The organism is Rhizobium mesoamericanum STM3625 (assembly GCF_000312665.1).
Classification (GTDB): Bacteria; Pseudomonadota; Alphaproteobacteria; order Rhizobiales; family Rhizobiaceae; genus Rhizobium; species Rhizobium mesoamericanum.
In genome coordinates this window covers 914,585-929,414 of sequence record NZ_HF536772.1, presented here as the reverse complement: position 1 = coordinate 929,414, position 14,830 = coordinate 914,585, and the positions used below count along the sequence as shown (strand labels likewise).

The window sequence follows — 14,830 nt, the reverse complement described above, 5'->3', positions numbered from 1 at the left end:
CTTGGCAGAACGAGGCCCATGACATGGCGCGCTCCGAACGCCTTTTGACGCTGCTGCAAACCTTGCGACGCTATCGCCGGCCGGTCAGCGGTGCCGTACTCGCGACGGAAACCGGTGTCAGCATCCGCACACTTTATCGGGACATTTCAAGCCTGCAGGCGCAGGGCGCCCTGATCGAAGGAGAGCCGGGCCTCGGTTATGTACTGAAGCCGGGCTTCATGCTGCCACCAATGATGTTCTCACAGGATGAAATCGAGGCGCTCGTCCTCGGCTCTCGTTGGGTGGCGCGTGCCGCCGATTCGCGGCTTGCCGCTGCCGGGGCCGATGCGCTGGCCAAGATCGCGGATGTACTACCACAAGAGATGCGTGACGAAATCGAGACATCGACGCTGCTCGTCCACCTGAAGCCGCCCGTCGCCGACAAGGCAGACCTCGGCGCCATTCGAAAGGCAATCCGCAACGAACGGATTCTCAAGCTGACCTACTCGGATGAGAGCGGTACCGTCTCCGTACGCAATATCTGGCCTTTCGCGCTGAGCTATTTCGAACAGGTGCGTGTTGTTGTCGCCTGGTGCGAATTGCGTCAGGATTACCGTCACTTTCGCACCGACCGAATCGTCGAGATGATTCCGCAGGACGGCCGTTATCCGCGCCGTCGCGCGGTCCTTCTGAAGGAATGGCGGGATCAGCAGGACGTTGCGCATTGAACGCGACACTACTGCCATAAACTGACAGTGGTCAGCGCTATTATCGGTACCAATCCAACAGGAGGACCGATGATGATGAACTTGAACCTTACCAGATCGACGCGCGGGAATCCTCCGATCGAGGAGACCTCCGACCATGCAGGATATCCGCAATCCATGCTGCTTCGGATGATGCTGAAGGCTTCGCGGCAGATGGCGCGGCACAAGTATCCGCGCCTCGATCCGGAGGCCCTATCCGAGACGATGAAGCGCGATCTCGGCTTCGTGGATTGGGGCCGGAGCTGCCACGAAGGATAGATCGCGACTGCGCCACTCCCAGGACACGTGACCTACCGCCGCCGCTGCCATGGGTGCAGCGGCGTTTCTTCGCCTAACACCTGTCACAACGAGGACGACCCAATGAACAGCCCGAATCTCATCATTCTCTACGTCAAGGACCCGGCCGAGAGCGCCGGTTTCTACCGGTCACTGCTCGGCCGCGAGCCGGTGGCCGAAGCGCCGAACTTTATTGCTTTCGCTCTCGACGGTGGTTTCACGCTCGGCCTCTGGCGGCTGAGCAAGGTTACGCCGCAGCCGTCTGCCACCGGCAGCCGGGCCGAGATCGCCTTTATGGTTCCCGGGGAAAACGCCGTATCGACGCTTTACGATGACTGGCGCAAACGCCAGCTCCCCATAGCGCAGGATCTTACGGAGATGGATTTCGGTCCCACCTTCGTCGTGCTCGACCCGGACGGTCACCGCCTGCGTGTGTGTGAGCCGGACAAGTAAACTAAAGCAAAAAGCGCTAAACTGAGCAGAAAGGGCGCGTGCAGGCGCCCTTATTTCTGGAGTTGACCCCGCATCGGGTGACCCTTGTAGACACCGAGAATACGCACCTTCTCGGAGAAGAAGCGCAATTCCTCAAGCGCACGTCGGACGTTTGGATCGTTCGGGTGTCCCTCGATGTCGGCATAGAACTGCGTTGCGACAAACTTGCCGCCGAGCTGGTAGCTCTCCAGTTTCGTCATGTTGATGGTGTTCGTCGCAAAACCGCCGAGCGCCTTATAGAGCGCGGCCGGGATGTTTCGGACGTTGAACACAAACGTCGTGACGACCTTCTCTTCAGCGGAGCTTCGATGCGCCCATTCCTCGTCGCGAGCGAGAACGACGAAGCGGGTGACGTTGTCTTCGGTGTCTTCGACGTTCTCTGCAACGATCTCAAGACCGTAGAGATCGGCAGCAAGCCGCGGGGCAAGTGCGGCCATGGAGCGATCTCCGGTCTCCTTTACGAGCTTTGCGGCACCGGCTGTGTCGCCGGCGATCACTGGCTTCCAGCCGTGCGAACGAACGATCTTCCGGCACTGGCCGAGCGCATGGATGTGGCTGTGAACGGTGCGGATTTCATCCTTGGTGACACCAGGAAGCACCATCAGCTGAAACCGGATCGGCATGAAATATTCGCCGATGATGTGCAGACGGGACTCCGGCAACAGGTGATGAATGTCTGCGACGCGACCGGCGATCGTGTTTTCGATTGGGATCATGCCGATATCGGCATCGCCATTCTCGACCGCCACGAAGGCATCCTCGAATGTCTGGCATGGCAGCGGTTCCATTGTCGGAAACATGTCGCGGCACGCCATGTCGGAATTCGCGCCGAACTCGCCCTGGAAGGCGATCCTGTTGGTCTTGATATTCATGGGAAATCCGTCACTTCGTTCTAGCGGAAAGAATGCGCCGCGCCTTTTCAAGGTCGGCGGGAGTATCGACACCAAGCGGAATCGTGTCAACGATCTCGACATCTATGCGCATGCCAGCCTCGAGCGCGCGCAGCTGTTCGAGCGCTTCGCGCTTCTCCAGCACGGATGGCCCGAGCGTGACAAAACGCTCTAAGGCCGTGCGGCGGTAAGCATAAAGGCCGATATGATGGTAGAGCGGGCCGTTGCCGTAAGGTGCCGTGGCGCGCGTAAAATAGAGGGCTTTCAGGCGGCTGTCCGATAGCGGCGAACCGACGACCTTGACAATATGAGGCGCAGTCTTGTCGGCCTCGTCCTCGATCTCGATCGTCAGCGTCGCGATATCGACACTCGGATCTTCCAGCGGGCGCAGCGCGGCACGAACGGTTTCCGGCTCGATCGTTGGCAAGTCACCCTGCACGTTGACGATGAACTTGGCGCGCCCCTCCGGGTCCACTTTCGCCAGGGCTTCGTAGATACGATCCGAACCGGATTGATGATCCTTGCTTGTCATAATGACTTCGAAGCCCGCCTCGGCAACGACATCGTAGACCTGCTGGTCATCGACCGCGACGATAACTCTGCCAATCGCAGCCTCCTTGGCACGCAAGGCCACCTGAACAACCATCGGCAGCCCGCAAATATCGGCAAGCGGCTTGCCCGGAAGACGGGTCGATGCCATGCGGGCCGGGATCAACACGAGCACGTCATCTAAATTTGGACTGGTCATTGTTCGGGCCTTCTAATCCGGGCGGAAAGGTGTCAAAAAGTCTCACGCAACAGACCATTTAGACTGTTGCAACGAATAGCCAAAAGACATAGGTTCCGCGCGATTTCAAGATGGTCCGGTTTTATGTCTGCCGGCTGCAAGGGGAGCATTGCAGATGAATTCATACGTGAATACGGCGGTGGGGGCACTGCTCGGGACGGTTTTCGTTCTGATGTCCGTCTCCATCGCGTCGGAGGGGATCTTTCATTCGGAGAAGCCGGAAAAGGAAGGTTTTGCGATTGTAGCCGAAGAGGCGGCAGCCTCTGGTGGCGGCGAGGCCGCACCTGCTGCAGCCGTTCCGATCGCGCAGCTGCTCGCAAAGGCAGACGCCAAGGCCGGCGAAGCTATCTTCAAGAAGTGTCAGGCCTGTCATGACGCGACCAAGGGGGGGCCGAACAAAGTCGGCCCGAACCTCTATGGTGTCGTCGATCGTCCTATCGCCACGCACGAGGGCTTTGCTTATTCGTCTGCTATGAAGGACTTTTCCAAGGGCGGCAGCGAGAAGTGGACCTTCGACCATCTCAACCACTTCCTGACAGCGCCGAAGAAGTATGTTGCCGGCACGGCGATGGGGTTTGCGGGTCTCCCGAAGGACACCGATCGTGCCAACGTCATACTCTACCTTCACACCCTGGCCGATTCGCCGGTTCCGCTTCCGGATCCGAACGCGCCGGATAGCGCGACGCAGTAAGCGCTACGCTGCTCTTGCGGACAATTGAAATTGAAGCCCGGCCAATGCTGGGCTTTTCTTTTGTCCTATGCGCCGAGCAGAAAAGCCCAGAACGTGACCGAGATGGCGCCGAGCGCGGTGGTCAGCGTGATTGTCGAGGCCGCCAGACTATGGCCGACACCGAAGCGATTGGCGATCAGCCAGGCATTGACGCCCGTTGGAACGGACGAGATCAGCACGAGAGCGGCCGTCCAGTCACCGGCCAGGCCCACCATGCGGCTTGCCGTCCAGACGCAGGCCGGCAACAGCAGCAGCTTGAAGGCGGAGGTGACGCTGGCGATGCCCGCGTTGCCCGATATCCCATATTTTTCGAGCGCCATGCCGAGCGAGATCAGCGCAACCGGCCCGGCCACGCCGGCAATCTGCTTAACGATGGCTTCGACTGGCGCGGGCATGGTGAGACCGAGAAGATGCATGGCAGCTCCCCCGGCCAAGCCGATCACCAGAGGGTTCTTGAGGAGATTATGGGAAATCTGGCGTACCACTTTAGAGATGCTGCGCTCCTTCTTACCCGCGATCTTGTGTTCGGCGCGCTCCATCATAATGGTCCCGATGATCATCATTACTGGAAGATGGATCGCGATCAGAATGGAGAGCGGCACGAGTCCCTTGTCACCCACCGTGCGCTGGACGAGCGGTAATCCGATGAAGATTGTGTTGGCGAAGGCTGACGACACGCCGGCCAGCACCCCGATACGGTCATCGCGCCCGAAGAGGCGCGTCGCGGAGATATGGGCGGCGACCCATGTCACTGCAACGCCGGAAAAGTAGGCAATCCAGAGACGGAACGGCGAGGCACCGTGAAAATCCGCTTCTGCGATCGTGCGGAACAGCAACAACGGTACGGCGATCTTGAATACGAACTCGCTCAGCGCATCCCCGATCTCCGCCCTCATCAAACGGAGTTTAACGGTCAGCCAACCGATCAGGATCATGATGAAAATGGGAAGGACGTCGAAGATGATGGCTGTCATTCAATGCGGCTGCCTTGCGAGAGATCATTATGCGTAGCAGCAAATCGGACGAGATGACAAACACGCCTGGCATAAATCGGCATTGGGGGCGATCTTATTTGATTGATCCCCTGCCACGGGAAACCGCTCCAGGTGGTGGACGAGATCTCCCCAGGTAAAAAAGCACTCCTTCCCTGCACGAGTGCTGGATTTTCGCCACCGCCGCTTGGCCACAAGTGGTTCGCGATCCATTGCCGCTCACCCTGGTCGGCACCTCCTCATATATCCGGCTCTTGTCCGTCGGCCCCGCTTGGTTTGATCCACGCTTCCTCCTCCCCGCGGTCGGTCGCCCCTCCGCGGTTGCGCTTCACTTCGCTCGCTGTGACCAGCTTACGGTGGGACTTCCACCCACAAGAATGCGCCTAGGCTGGGCGCACAAAAAAAGCGGGCTCGCCCGCTTTTCCGCATCCGGTCTAGCCGGATAGCCGGTTCGCGATGCTGCCAGTTCATCCGTGGTCAGCGCCGCTCCGGTATCGTCGACGGGTATCATCCCCTTCTCCATTGGCTGCAGCCCGCAAGCCGCTCATGCCAATCTCAATGAGCATCCTTATAGGGACTGAAAATGACATGGGGATGACGCCAGGGCGGCATTTCTATGAAGCGCTGTGAGCCCGCCGCAATCTCCTGTTATCAACGGCTCTTGTGCCGGCCGACAAAATCGTGCGATGTCGCATCTGGGCTGGGAGACCAACATGGGGGTAAATTTTGCCAACAGGTAAAGTCAAGTGGTTCAACCAGGACAAGGGCTTTGGATTTATCACGCCGGATGACGGAAGCACCGATGTCTTCCTCCACATCACCGCCGCCCAACGTGGCGGGATCGACACCGTAAAAGAGGGGATGGGCATAGCGTTCGAAGTGGCGCAGGACCGTCGGACCGGCAGAACTTCTGCCGACAATATCCGGCAGCTTTGAAATGATCAGTGCGGCCGAAGGGCCGCACTGACTTTGACGCGCGGAGACAATATGAAGCGTAGCTTGGCTGCCTTCTTCATGCTTGTGGCGACAGGACCGTCATTTGCGGACGACGCGAGCTCGAAGCTTGCGTTCTTCTACGACAGCTGCGTGTCCTCCGGTCCTGATTTCGAACGTACGTCGGAGCGCGCGAAAGCAGACGAATGGCCTTCGATGGCACAGGATCTGGCGCTGACCTTCACACCGATGGAAAACCCGGAAGCGCTTGAAGGGTGGATCGTCAGCGGCGGTGAAAGCGAAGGTTTTCAGGCCCTGGTGGTCTCGCGAGCGGACGTCGGAGGCAAAACCGTGGAAGGTTGCACGGTGGCATTGGGCGACATCGATGCGACCGCCTTCGAGAAAGCATTGGTCGAGAAAGTGAACGCCGTCTCGGCAGGTGAAGAGCAAGGGCAGGATCGCGTCTACAAGCGATATACGGCCAGCATCAACGGGCGCAACGAAGCAATTACCCTGACGCTCCCGCTCTATGCCAAGGGCTCCGATCAGATTATCGCAAGCGCCGTGGCAGAACAGCAAATCGAGCACTAAACCGCGCACGGCAGGATGTGTAGCCTTTATTTCGTATGAGGCTTTAATTCCAGGCGCCGCTGCGAGTGGAATGACAATGGCCTTATCCACAATCCTTACGACGAGACGTGGTCGTTGGCCTCCGGTCGGCGGAATCTTCACATTTACCAACCAGCAGGGCCCTACAGGCGTCGCCTACTGAAGCGATTGGTCACGGAGATCAAGAATACAGGTCGGCTTTTCTCAGGTCGCCATCAAAAAGCGCCGTTCCTTTTGAGAAGGCCAGCGCCGACGTGAGAATCGCGTCCGCGGATTTTACGCCGTGCGCACAACCAAACGAAAGGCAACCAGGATGGTGAGCAGGAGCCTCCCTCATGAGTATTTTTTCCTGAATGGCTCGAGGTCCGATGGACCCATCATCGGCCATATCGATGGCAGACCCATCCCTGCTCGAGTTATCGACATCAGAGGCAGTCGCTATCGCTTCGCGGGAGTTGCTCGCCGCGATCGCCGCGGCAGGCTCGATGTGTCCGCACTGCGAAAGGACGAGTGGCTTGTGGTCCCAGACCTCATTTATGTAGCCGTTGCTTAAGGCACGGCTTCATTGAACGTCGCAGAGCTGCTCGGGGCAGTGCATTCGCCACCGCCGCATTTTATGATCGATTGAACGCATGAACGGCATTTCCGCTTCCCATGCGGCGAAAATTCGCTAAGACCGGTCACCGGCTATCACCTAAACCGGGACCTTCCCTTTCATGACCAAATTCGATGTTCTGACTGTCGGCAACGCCATCGTCGATATCATCGCGCGATGCAACGACCAGTTCCTCATTGACAACGAGATCACAAAGGCGGCGATGAACCTCATCGATGCCGAGCGCGCCGAACTTCTCTATGCGCGCATGGGACCAGCGGTGGAAGCTTCCGGCGGCAGCGCCGGCAACACGGCGGCAGGTGTCGCGAGCTTCGGCGGCAAGGCTGCCTATTTCGGCAAAGTCGCGGAAGACCAGCTCGGCGAGATCTTCGCCCACGATATCCGTGCGCAGGGCGTTCATTATCAGACGCAGCCGAAGGGGACATTTCCCCCCACCGCGCGCTCGATGATCTTCGTTACCGACGACGGCGAACGCTCGATGAACACCTACCTCGGCGCCTGTGTCGAGCTCGGACCCGAAGACGTCGAGGCCGACGTGGTCGCCCAGTCCAAGGTCACCTACTTCGAGGGCTACCTCTGGGATCCGCCGCGCGCCAAGGAAGCGATCCGCGAGTGCGCTCGTATCGCTCACGAGAACGGCCGCGAAATGTCGATGACGCTTTCCGACAGCTTCTGCGTTGATCGCTACCGCGGCGAATTCCTCGACCTGATGCGCTCCGGGACCGTCGATATCGTTTTTGCCAACCGGCAGGAAGCACTGGCGCTCTATCAAACGGACAACTTCGAAGAAGCGCTAAACAGCATCGCTAGGGACAGCAAGATCGCAGCCGTGACAATGAGCGAGAACGGCGCCGTGATCCTGAAAGGAAACGAGCGCTTCTACGTGGATGCGATCAAGATCAAGGAACTAGTCGATACCACGGGCGCTGGCGATCTCTTCGCCGCCGGCTTCCTCTACGGCTACACCCAGGGCCGGACGCTGGAAGACTGCGGTAAGCTTGGCTGCCTTGCGGCCGGCATCGTGATCCAGCAGATCGGCCCAAGGCCGATGACGTCCCTTGCCGAAGCCGGCAAGCAGGCAAATCTTACTTAAAGGCTTCGCCTGGATAAGCGCCCCAGATTTCCGACTGCGCCACCCAACCTTCGGCGCCGTCCGCCTTGGCGAAGCACCAGTCGCCATTGCACTCGCCGATGTTCATCATGACGCCGGGTTCCAGCTTGGCAACGACGCTTGCGGACGGCAGGGCGTCTCGGCGCATGTTGACGTAGACGGACTTGCCCTTGCCCTTCATCCACGGGGCTGCGATCGCCGCACGCGAGCCTGACAGCAGCGATTGGTTGACCCAACCCTCGGTGCCATCGGCATCGCGAATCTGGCGCCAGTTATCGTATTCTTGGATAATTTCGACCGGTAGGCCGGCCTTCAGATACATCCATGAGGCCGCATAGTCGGTGCCAGGGCCGATGCGCAGGTTGACCCGCTTAGATTTGAGCGTGACGAAGCGTGGCAGCGGCAGACCGCTCGGTCCCTTTGCCGCCTGCGCGGAGGCCATTTCAGCCGTGCCCGCAGAAAGCGCGAAACCGATCGCAACGGCGAGGCAAGATTTCAGGACTTTGCTATGCATGGGACTTCCGTTTGCTCAGAGGGGCAGGACTGCTGCCTGATTCCGGAATTCGACATTCCCACGCACGCTTGACGAGTTTTGTTTGTCTTCGCACGCGGGTCTGGTAGAACTTGCCCGAACGGGAAAATTATCCCGCGTCTTGGTTAAGGACCTCTTTACAAGTTAGCGCCGGCGCACATGACGACGAAGAAAAAACCGACGGTTTACATCACGCGGAAGCTGCCCGACGCAGTCGAGACGCGGATGCGTGAACTCTTCGACGCGGAACTCAATATTGATGACACACCGCGCTCCAAGACAGAGCTGATCGCCGCGATCAAAAGCGCGGACGTGCTGGTTCCGACCGTCACCGATCGGATCGACGCCGCCCTGATCGAGGAGGCCGGACCACAGCTGAAGCTGATCGCCAGCTTCTCCAACGGTACAGACCATATCGATGTCGAGGCCGCAGCCCGCAAGGGGATTACGGTCACGAACACGCCGAACGTACTGACAGAAGATACGGCCGACATGACCATGGCGCTCATCCTCGCCGTGCCGCGCCGCTTGGGCGAAGGTGCGCGGGTGCTGACCGACCACCCGGGCGAATGGCCCGGCTGGTCGCCGACCTGGATGCTCGGGCGGCGCATCCACGGTAAGCGTATCGGGATCGTCGGAATGGGACGGATCGGCACCGCCGTTGCCCGCCGCGCGAAGGCTTTTGGCCTTTCGATCCATTACCACAACCGCAAGCGCGTCAACCCGGCGACCGAAGACGAGCTGGAAGCAACCTACTGGGAAAGCCTTGACCAGATGCTTGCCCGTGTCGACATCGTTTCAGTCAACTGCCCTTCGACGCCGGCAACATTCCACCTGCTGTCGGCCCGCCGCCTAGCTTTGCTGCAGCCGACCGCCTATCTGGTCAACACTGCCCGTGGTGATGTGATCGACGAGACTGCGTTGATCAAAAGTCTGCGCGAGGGCAAGCTGGCAGGCGCCGGCCTCGACGTCTTCGAAAACGAGCCTGCAGTCAATCCGAAGCTCATCAAGCTCGCCAACGAGGGTAAGGTGGTGCTGCTGCCGCATATGAGCTCGGCAACAATTGAGGGCCGTATCGATATGGGCGACAAGGTGATCATCAACATCCGCACCTTCATCGACGGACATCGCCCGCCAAATCGCGTGCTGCCGGGCCGATAGAGTCGTTCGGCGTTTCCCGGTATCACTGAACAGCGCGATTTTATCGTTTTATGAAATTCCGGACGGAAAACCGCGCCGCACTTTTCGAATTGCCTTAGGCCGAGACCGGTTTACGCATTTCAATCGACGTTGTCCTGGTGAAGCCGGGATGCGCGTTTTCGGCAGTCTTCTCAAATCCCCAGCACGTGAAGACGTCATGATTCTCGACAAGCTCGATGCGCGTTTCGAGCCGTAGCGACGCGAGTGCGCGGTCCCGTGCCACCTGCTCGGCGACGGTCAGCAGCTTGCGACCGATGCCCCGGCCCTGTGCGTCTGGGGCAATCGCCAGCTTGCCGATGTAAAGGCAGCCTTCTTCCGGTCGCAGGAAGACACAGCCGCACAGCATGTCGCCCTCCATCGCCGCGTAAGCGATTTCGGAATGTGCCTTGGCTGCGAGCGTTGTCGGCGTGAACTGCAAGGCCGAGGATGGCGGATCAATCCGGTCATTCATGTAGGCGAATGCCGACAGGATCAGCGTCAAGAGCTCGTCCCAGCGCTGAAAGCCCTCGTCGATGGGGACGATTTTCATGACGCCTTGCTCTGTCTCTGGCGGCGGCGCTTGTAGCGGATCGTATCGAAGCGGGCGGCAAGCGCGTCGTAGAGCAGCAGCCGGCCAATCAGGGGCTCGCCAGTATCGGTGATAAGTTTGATCGCTTCCATGGCCATCAGCGTGCCGATCACGCCCGTCAGCGCACCAATGATGCCGGTCTCAGCGCAGGCCGGGATCAGTCCCGCCGGCGGCTTCTCGGGGAAGAGATCACGATAGGTCGGGTTTGGCGTCCCGTCCTCTGCCGATTCGTAGGGCTTGAGCACGGTGACGGAGCCATCGAAACGGCCGACCGCGCCCGTCACCAACGGTATTTGCGCAGCCTCGGCAGCGTCGGCTGCCGTATAGCGCGTATCAAAATTGTCTGAGCCATCGATCAGCAGATCGAAGCCGGAGAGATGACGGCGCGCCGAATCCGCTGAGAAGCGCTCTTCAAAGCGGATCACGTTAACGTGCGGGTTCAAGCGGGCGATCGCGAAGGCGGCGCTTTCCGTCTTCAGTTCGCCGATCGTGCCGGAGTCGTGGATCACCTGCCGCTGCAGGTTGGAGAGCGAAACCCGGTCATCATCGGCAATGCCGATCGTGCCGACACCGGCGGCCGCCAGATACTGCAGGACCGGGGTTCCCAGTCCGCCGGCACCGATGACCAGCACGCGAGCAGCTTTAAGCTTCTGCTGGCCCGCGCCACCGATCTCTGGAAGCAGGATATGACGCTGGTATCGCGCGATTTCTTCCGGGCTGAGGGGTTCCATGGGCGTGATGCTAACACGGCCTCTGGCTGAGGGGGAAGCGGCATCGGTCATTCGAAAACCTTTCCATCGGCAACGGTGAAGAATTGCGCGCGCTCGCCGAGGGCGGAGAACATGGTGCGATCCGTGCCTGTCATGAAGGCTTGGCCGCCGAGCGCGTCAATGAGATCGAAGAGTGCAGCCCGCCTGCCTTCGTCGAGATGTGCGGCTATTTCGTCGAGTAGCAGGATAGGGGCATGGCCGGTAAGGTTGGCGACCAGCCGTGCGTGGGCGAGGATCAACCCCACCAGCAGCGCCTTCTGCTCGCCTGTCGAACAACGCGCTGCATCCATCTGTTTTTGCCGATGGCGGACAAGCAGATCGGCGCGATGGGGGCCGTGGAGCGTGCGACCGGCGGCAGCGTCGCGGTAGCGGCTCTCCGCAAGCATGGCCGCATAGTCATCCTCAAGATCAACGGCGGGGCGTGAGAATTGACCATCCATGAAGCCGGCAAGCTCGAGCGCTGCGGCCGGAAAGGGCGAGGTTTCGTGCGTCTCGTCGATGAGGCGAGCAAGAAGGCCGAGCATCTCCTGGCGCGCCATCGCCATGGCAATGCCAAGGCTAGCCATCTGCTGTTCAATGCCGGAAAGCCAAGCGGGATCGAAACGGGGCTCGTCGAGCAGCTTGTTGCGGCTGCGCATGGCGCGTTCGAAATCGCTGGCACGTCGGCCATGGGCCGGATCAAGCGACAGCACGAGCCGATCAAGGAAACGGCGGCGTTCGGACGAGCCACCGGTGAACAACCCATCCATCGAGGGCGTCAGCCATAGAAGGCGCAAATGATCAGTCAGTTCATCCGCCGACTTTGCGGGCGTGCCGTTGATGCGCAGGCGCCGGGACGCACTGTCATCGGTGGTGGTATCAGCACCGGTGCCGATCTCCACCTCGCCTTCCATGCCGTCGAGCTTCGCGAAGATCGCGAAGCCTGCAGTCGCGCCGACGCGGGTGACATCGCCATAGGTCGCACGACGCAGACCGCGGCCCGGCGACAAGAAGGAGACCGCTTCCATCAGATTGGTCTTGCCAGCGCCGTTGTCGCCCGTCAGCACCGCATGCCGACCGTCGAGCACCAGCGAGACAGACGCATAGTTGCGAAAGTCGGTCAGCTTAAGGCGGGACAGAGAAACCTTGTGCGGCATTCGAAATCCGGATTCGTGGTGCCCGAGAGCTAAGCGCAACGAGGGCGAATGGCAAGGGCGCGGGTCCAGTCGGGATGCCGATGGCGGAATGAGGACGCCAGCGATCAACGCGATAGAAGGTTCATGTTGGCCGCGTCATTGGAGGATCGTATGATAACATTGAGTTCGGGGGCACTTCGATGAGACCTTTGACGAAAACGCGGATGGTGGTCGGCGGTGTGGCGGTCCTGCTGGGTGCGTATCTGATCGTCGCGTATTTCTTCATGCCTGAGATATGGATCCATCGCGACGCCGGCCGTCTCGCGGAATTTGGTCCAATGGTGACCACCACCAAACAGGACATCCCGGGCGACCCCATCAATGTTGGACTTGTCGGTTCGAGGGAGGACGTGGTCCGGGCATTCGCATCGGCTGGATGGGATCCGGCCGACAAGATCACGCTGCGGACATCGGCCGAAATCGGCTTAAGCGTCGTGCTTGATCGGCCGGACCTCGACGCTCCCGTGAGCCCATTGCTGTTCGAGGGCCGCCAACAGGATCTGGCGTTTGAAAAGGCCGTGGGTAAGAGCGCCGACGAGCGCCACCATGTCCGTTTCTGGGAAACGAAGAGCGCCGGTGAAGATGGGCGCCCACTCTGGCTCGGCTCGGCGAGCTTTGACCGCGGCGTCGGCTTCAGCCATGACACCGGCCAAATCACCCATCACATTTCACCCGATGTCGATGCCGAGCGGGATCTGACCATTGGCGATCTCCAGACAGCTGGTCAATTGTCGTCGACTTATGAGATCGCGGGAATTGGCGCCACCAAGACCGGTCGCAACGGGGGCGGTGACCCCTACTTCACCGATGGGAAAGCACTGATCGGCGTGCTGCGTGCCTCCACCAAGCCCTAACCTCGATACGGACTGAACCACGAGGTGCACCGCTGAGGATTTGCCGCAGCACAGACCCGGTTTCCCCGATATCGCGGCAAAGGCAGCGCAATCCGAAACATAATAGCAGCCGCAGTGATCAACTTCTGCGTTACTCGGCATCGATGCTGTGTTTTTCTCCTCATATGGCCTTGCCGAATACTTCCAGATACCCCTCGCGCTCATGCGGGGTTGAACTGCATCTGGATCGGCTGTGTGACGCCAGTGCAGAGCGCCGCCAAGAGCCCAGCGGGCATCATCGGCGGCCAAGGGGCACGGTACTCCGCAGCTTCCGAACGGAGCCTCGTGACCGCCATCCTCGACCCGCGCCGACATTCCGCTGCAGAGGCCCGACCGTGGCAGCGGAAGGCGCGAGAGGGTGAGATCTATCGCGAGAAGATGGCCGCTGTCAAAAAACAGAAGCTCCTATTAACGCGCAATGCTGCCTTGCCTCGCAGAGCCTTCATCTCACGGTGCCAATCGCCTATATGACAGCGGTCGCGGGTGGCGACATGCCGGAGTTCATGATGGACACGAAAATACAGGGCCGTGCGGCACATGTAGCCGCCATTCGTGAGCGCGCCGAAGCAGAAATGAAGGCGATGGGCGTCGATGAAGCGTTCATCGATCGGTTGGTTGAGACGTTTTATGGCCGCGTGCTCCAGCATCCGACGCTTGGGCCGGTGTTCGATGCCAGGCTCTCCGGCCGCTGGCCCGAGCATATGCAGAAGATGAAGAGCTTCTGGTCATCGGTCGCTTTCCGCAGCGGCGCCTATGGCGGCAAGCCGGTGCAGGCACATTCCGGTGTCGCGAACATGTCGCCCGACCTCTTCCCGCAGTGGCTGGCGCTGTTTTCCGCGACACTCACCGATATCGCCCCGAACCCGGAAGCCAAAGCCTGGTTCGTGGTGACCGCCGAGCGGATCGCCAGGAGCTTGACGCTATCGCTATTCTACAATCCCGCGCTCGACGACCCGGGGCGCAAGCTAGCCTAAGCTATAAGCTAGGCAACACGCTTGTAGAAAAACGTGGTGGCGCAGAGGCCGCCTTCCGGCCACAGCGCATAGTCAGGGATCACGCCAACCCGCTGCCAGCCAAGCCGTGGATAGATCGCCTCGGCTTCGCTTCCAGTTGCCGTGTCGAGCACCAGAAGCGTCTTGCCGTGCGCGGCGGCTTCGCGTTCCGCGGTATCCATCAGGAGACGCGCCAGCCCTTTGCCGCGCGCGGAGCGATGCACCAGCAGCTTCTTAAGATCGCCCCGATGCGGTTGATTCGGCATCTGCGCCGCACTAACCTGCACCGTGCCGACGGGTCGACCGTCGATCTCGGCCACGAAGAGCAGCGTCGCGCCTGAGGCAACGGCATCTGCAACGCCCTGCCAATAGGGCTCGGCATCTGCGTTGCTGTAGGGTTGCATGAAGCCGACGGAGGCGCCGCCGTTAACGCAATCGGCCAGTACCTCGCAGAGATCGGGGATCGCCGCGCGGGCCTTTGCCGCGTCGAGAAGGCGGATCGTTGCTGTCATCGTTTT

18 protein-coding genes are annotated in these 14,830 nt (G+C 60.2%); 10 read left to right on the top strand and 8 right to left on the bottom strand.

The window, feature by feature from the left end; all coding sequences use genetic code 11:
* The first annotated feature begins 23 nt into the window (after positions 1–23).
* The 3 genes from BN77_RS04495 to BN77_RS04485 all read left to right on the top strand — a co-directional run bounded on the left by BN77_RS04495 (position 24) and on the right by BN77_RS04485 (position 1,475).
* A complete protein-coding gene (locus BN77_RS04495; RefSeq protein WP_007528916.1) occupies positions 24–707 on the top strand; it encodes a helix-turn-helix transcriptional regulator in 684 nt (227 codons plus the stop codon).
* Between the two features lie 69 nt (positions 708–776).
* Positions 777–1,004: a hypothetical protein gene (locus BN77_RS04490; protein ID WP_007528914.1), complete on the top strand. Its 228-nt coding sequence runs from the start codon at positions 777–779 to the stop codon at positions 1,002–1,004.
* 102 nt (positions 1,005–1,106) lie between these two features.
* Complete coding sequence (locus BN77_RS04485) at positions 1,107–1,475, top strand: VOC family protein (protein WP_007528911.1); 369 nt, start codon at positions 1,107–1,109, stop codon at positions 1,473–1,475.
* Between the two features lie 50 nt (positions 1,476–1,525).
* Here the strand turns inward: BN77_RS04485 and BN77_RS04480 are convergent, their stop codons facing one another.
* Positions 1,526–2,386 carry a prephenate dehydratase gene (locus BN77_RS04480; RefSeq protein ID WP_007528909.1) on the bottom strand — a complete coding sequence of 287 codons (861 nt, stop codon included), beginning with the start codon at positions 2,384–2,386 and terminating at the stop codon, positions 1,526–1,528.
* Positions 2,387–2,396: 10 nt separating this feature from the next.
* Entirely contained in the window at positions 2,397–3,152 is a 756-nt protein-coding gene (locus BN77_RS04475; RefSeq protein ID WP_007528906.1) for a 3-deoxy-manno-octulosonate cytidylyltransferase, read from the bottom strand.
* Positions 3,153–3,306: 154 nt separating this feature from the next.
* On the opposite strand from BN77_RS04475, the gene BN77_RS04470 reads away from it, so the two are divergent.
* Entirely contained in the window at positions 3,307–3,882 is a 576-nt protein-coding gene (locus tag BN77_RS04470; protein WP_007528904.1) for a c-type cytochrome, read from the top strand.
* 65 nt (positions 3,883–3,947) lie between these two features.
* On the opposite strand, the gene BN77_RS04465 is transcribed toward BN77_RS04470, so the two are convergent.
* Positions 3,948–4,895, bottom strand: coding sequence for an AEC family transporter (locus BN77_RS04465; protein WP_007528902.1), 948 nt, complete (start codon positions 4,893–4,895; stop codon positions 3,948–3,950).
* Positions 4,896–5,639: 744 nt separating this feature from the next.
* Here BN77_RS04465 and BN77_RS04460 point away from each other — a divergent pair.
* The 3 genes from BN77_RS04460 (at position 5,640) to BN77_RS04445 (ending at position 8,164) form a co-directional block, all read left to right on the top strand.
* Complete coding sequence (locus tag BN77_RS04460) at positions 5,640–5,849, top strand: cold-shock protein (RefSeq protein WP_007528897.1); 210 nt, start codon at positions 5,640–5,642, stop codon at positions 5,847–5,849.
* 51 nt (positions 5,850–5,900) lie between these two features.
* A complete protein-coding gene (locus BN77_RS04455) occupies positions 5,901–6,437 on the top strand; it encodes a hypothetical protein (protein WP_007528895.1) in 537 nt (178 codons plus the stop codon).
* A gap of 734 nt (positions 6,438–7,171) precedes the next feature.
* Positions 7,172–8,164, top strand: coding sequence for an adenosine kinase (locus tag BN77_RS04445; protein ID WP_007528893.1), 993 nt, complete (start codon positions 7,172–7,174; stop codon positions 8,162–8,164).
* Here the strand turns inward: BN77_RS04445 and BN77_RS04440 are convergent.
* On the bottom strand, positions 8,157–8,696 hold the full coding sequence (locus tag BN77_RS04440; RefSeq protein ID WP_007528891.1) for an SH3 domain-containing protein: 540 nt from the start codon (positions 8,694–8,696) through the stop codon (positions 8,157–8,159). The genes BN77_RS04445 and BN77_RS04440 overlap by 8 nt on opposite strands.
* Positions 8,697–8,873: 177 nt before the next feature.
* On the opposite strand from BN77_RS04440, the gene BN77_RS04435 reads away from it, so the two are divergent.
* Entirely contained in the window at positions 8,874–9,875 is a 1,002-nt protein-coding gene (locus tag BN77_RS04435; protein WP_007528889.1) for a 2-hydroxyacid dehydrogenase, read from the top strand.
* A 94-nt stretch (positions 9,876–9,969) separates the two neighbouring features.
* Here BN77_RS04435 and BN77_RS04430 read toward each other — a convergent pair whose 3' ends face one another.
* Genes BN77_RS04430 through recF form a run of 3 tightly spaced genes read right to left on the bottom strand, consistent with a single transcriptional unit; the run spans position 9,970 to position 12,388 of the window.
* On the bottom strand, positions 9,970–10,443 hold the full coding sequence (locus tag BN77_RS04430; RefSeq protein ID WP_007528887.1) for a GNAT family N-acetyltransferase: 474 nt from the start codon (positions 10,441–10,443) through the stop codon (positions 9,970–9,972).
* A complete protein-coding gene (locus BN77_RS04425) occupies positions 10,440–11,264 on the bottom strand; it encodes a molybdopterin-synthase adenylyltransferase MoeB (RefSeq protein ID WP_007528884.1) in 825 nt (274 codons plus the stop codon). The genes BN77_RS04430 and BN77_RS04425 overlap by 4 nt, the downstream gene beginning before the upstream one ends.
* Positions 11,261–12,388 (bottom strand): DNA replication/repair protein RecF, encoded by a 1,128-nt coding sequence (gene recF / locus BN77_RS04420; protein ID WP_007528882.1) that lies wholly within the window; start codon positions 12,386–12,388, stop codon positions 11,261–11,263. Before recF ends, BN77_RS04425 begins: the two co-directional genes overlap by 4 nt.
* A gap of 179 nt (positions 12,389–12,567) precedes the next feature.
* Between recF and BN77_RS04415 the strand changes: the two genes are divergently transcribed.
* Positions 12,568–13,281 (top strand): LssY C-terminal domain-containing protein, encoded by a 714-nt coding sequence (locus tag BN77_RS04415; protein WP_040676729.1) that lies wholly within the window; start codon positions 12,568–12,570, stop codon positions 13,279–13,281.
* A gap of 545 nt (positions 13,282–13,826) precedes the next feature.
* Entirely contained in the window at positions 13,827–14,294 is a 468-nt protein-coding gene (locus BN77_RS04405; protein ID WP_040677562.1) for a group III truncated hemoglobin, read from the top strand.
* 8 nt (positions 14,295–14,302) lie between these two features.
* Here the strand turns inward: BN77_RS04405 and BN77_RS04400 are convergent, their stop codons facing one another.
* Positions 14,303–14,824 carry a GNAT family N-acetyltransferase gene (locus BN77_RS04400; protein ID WP_007528874.1) on the bottom strand — a complete coding sequence of 174 codons (522 nt, stop codon included), beginning with the start codon at positions 14,822–14,824 and terminating at the stop codon, positions 14,303–14,305.
* Between the last annotated feature and the right edge of the window lie 6 nt (positions 14,825–14,830).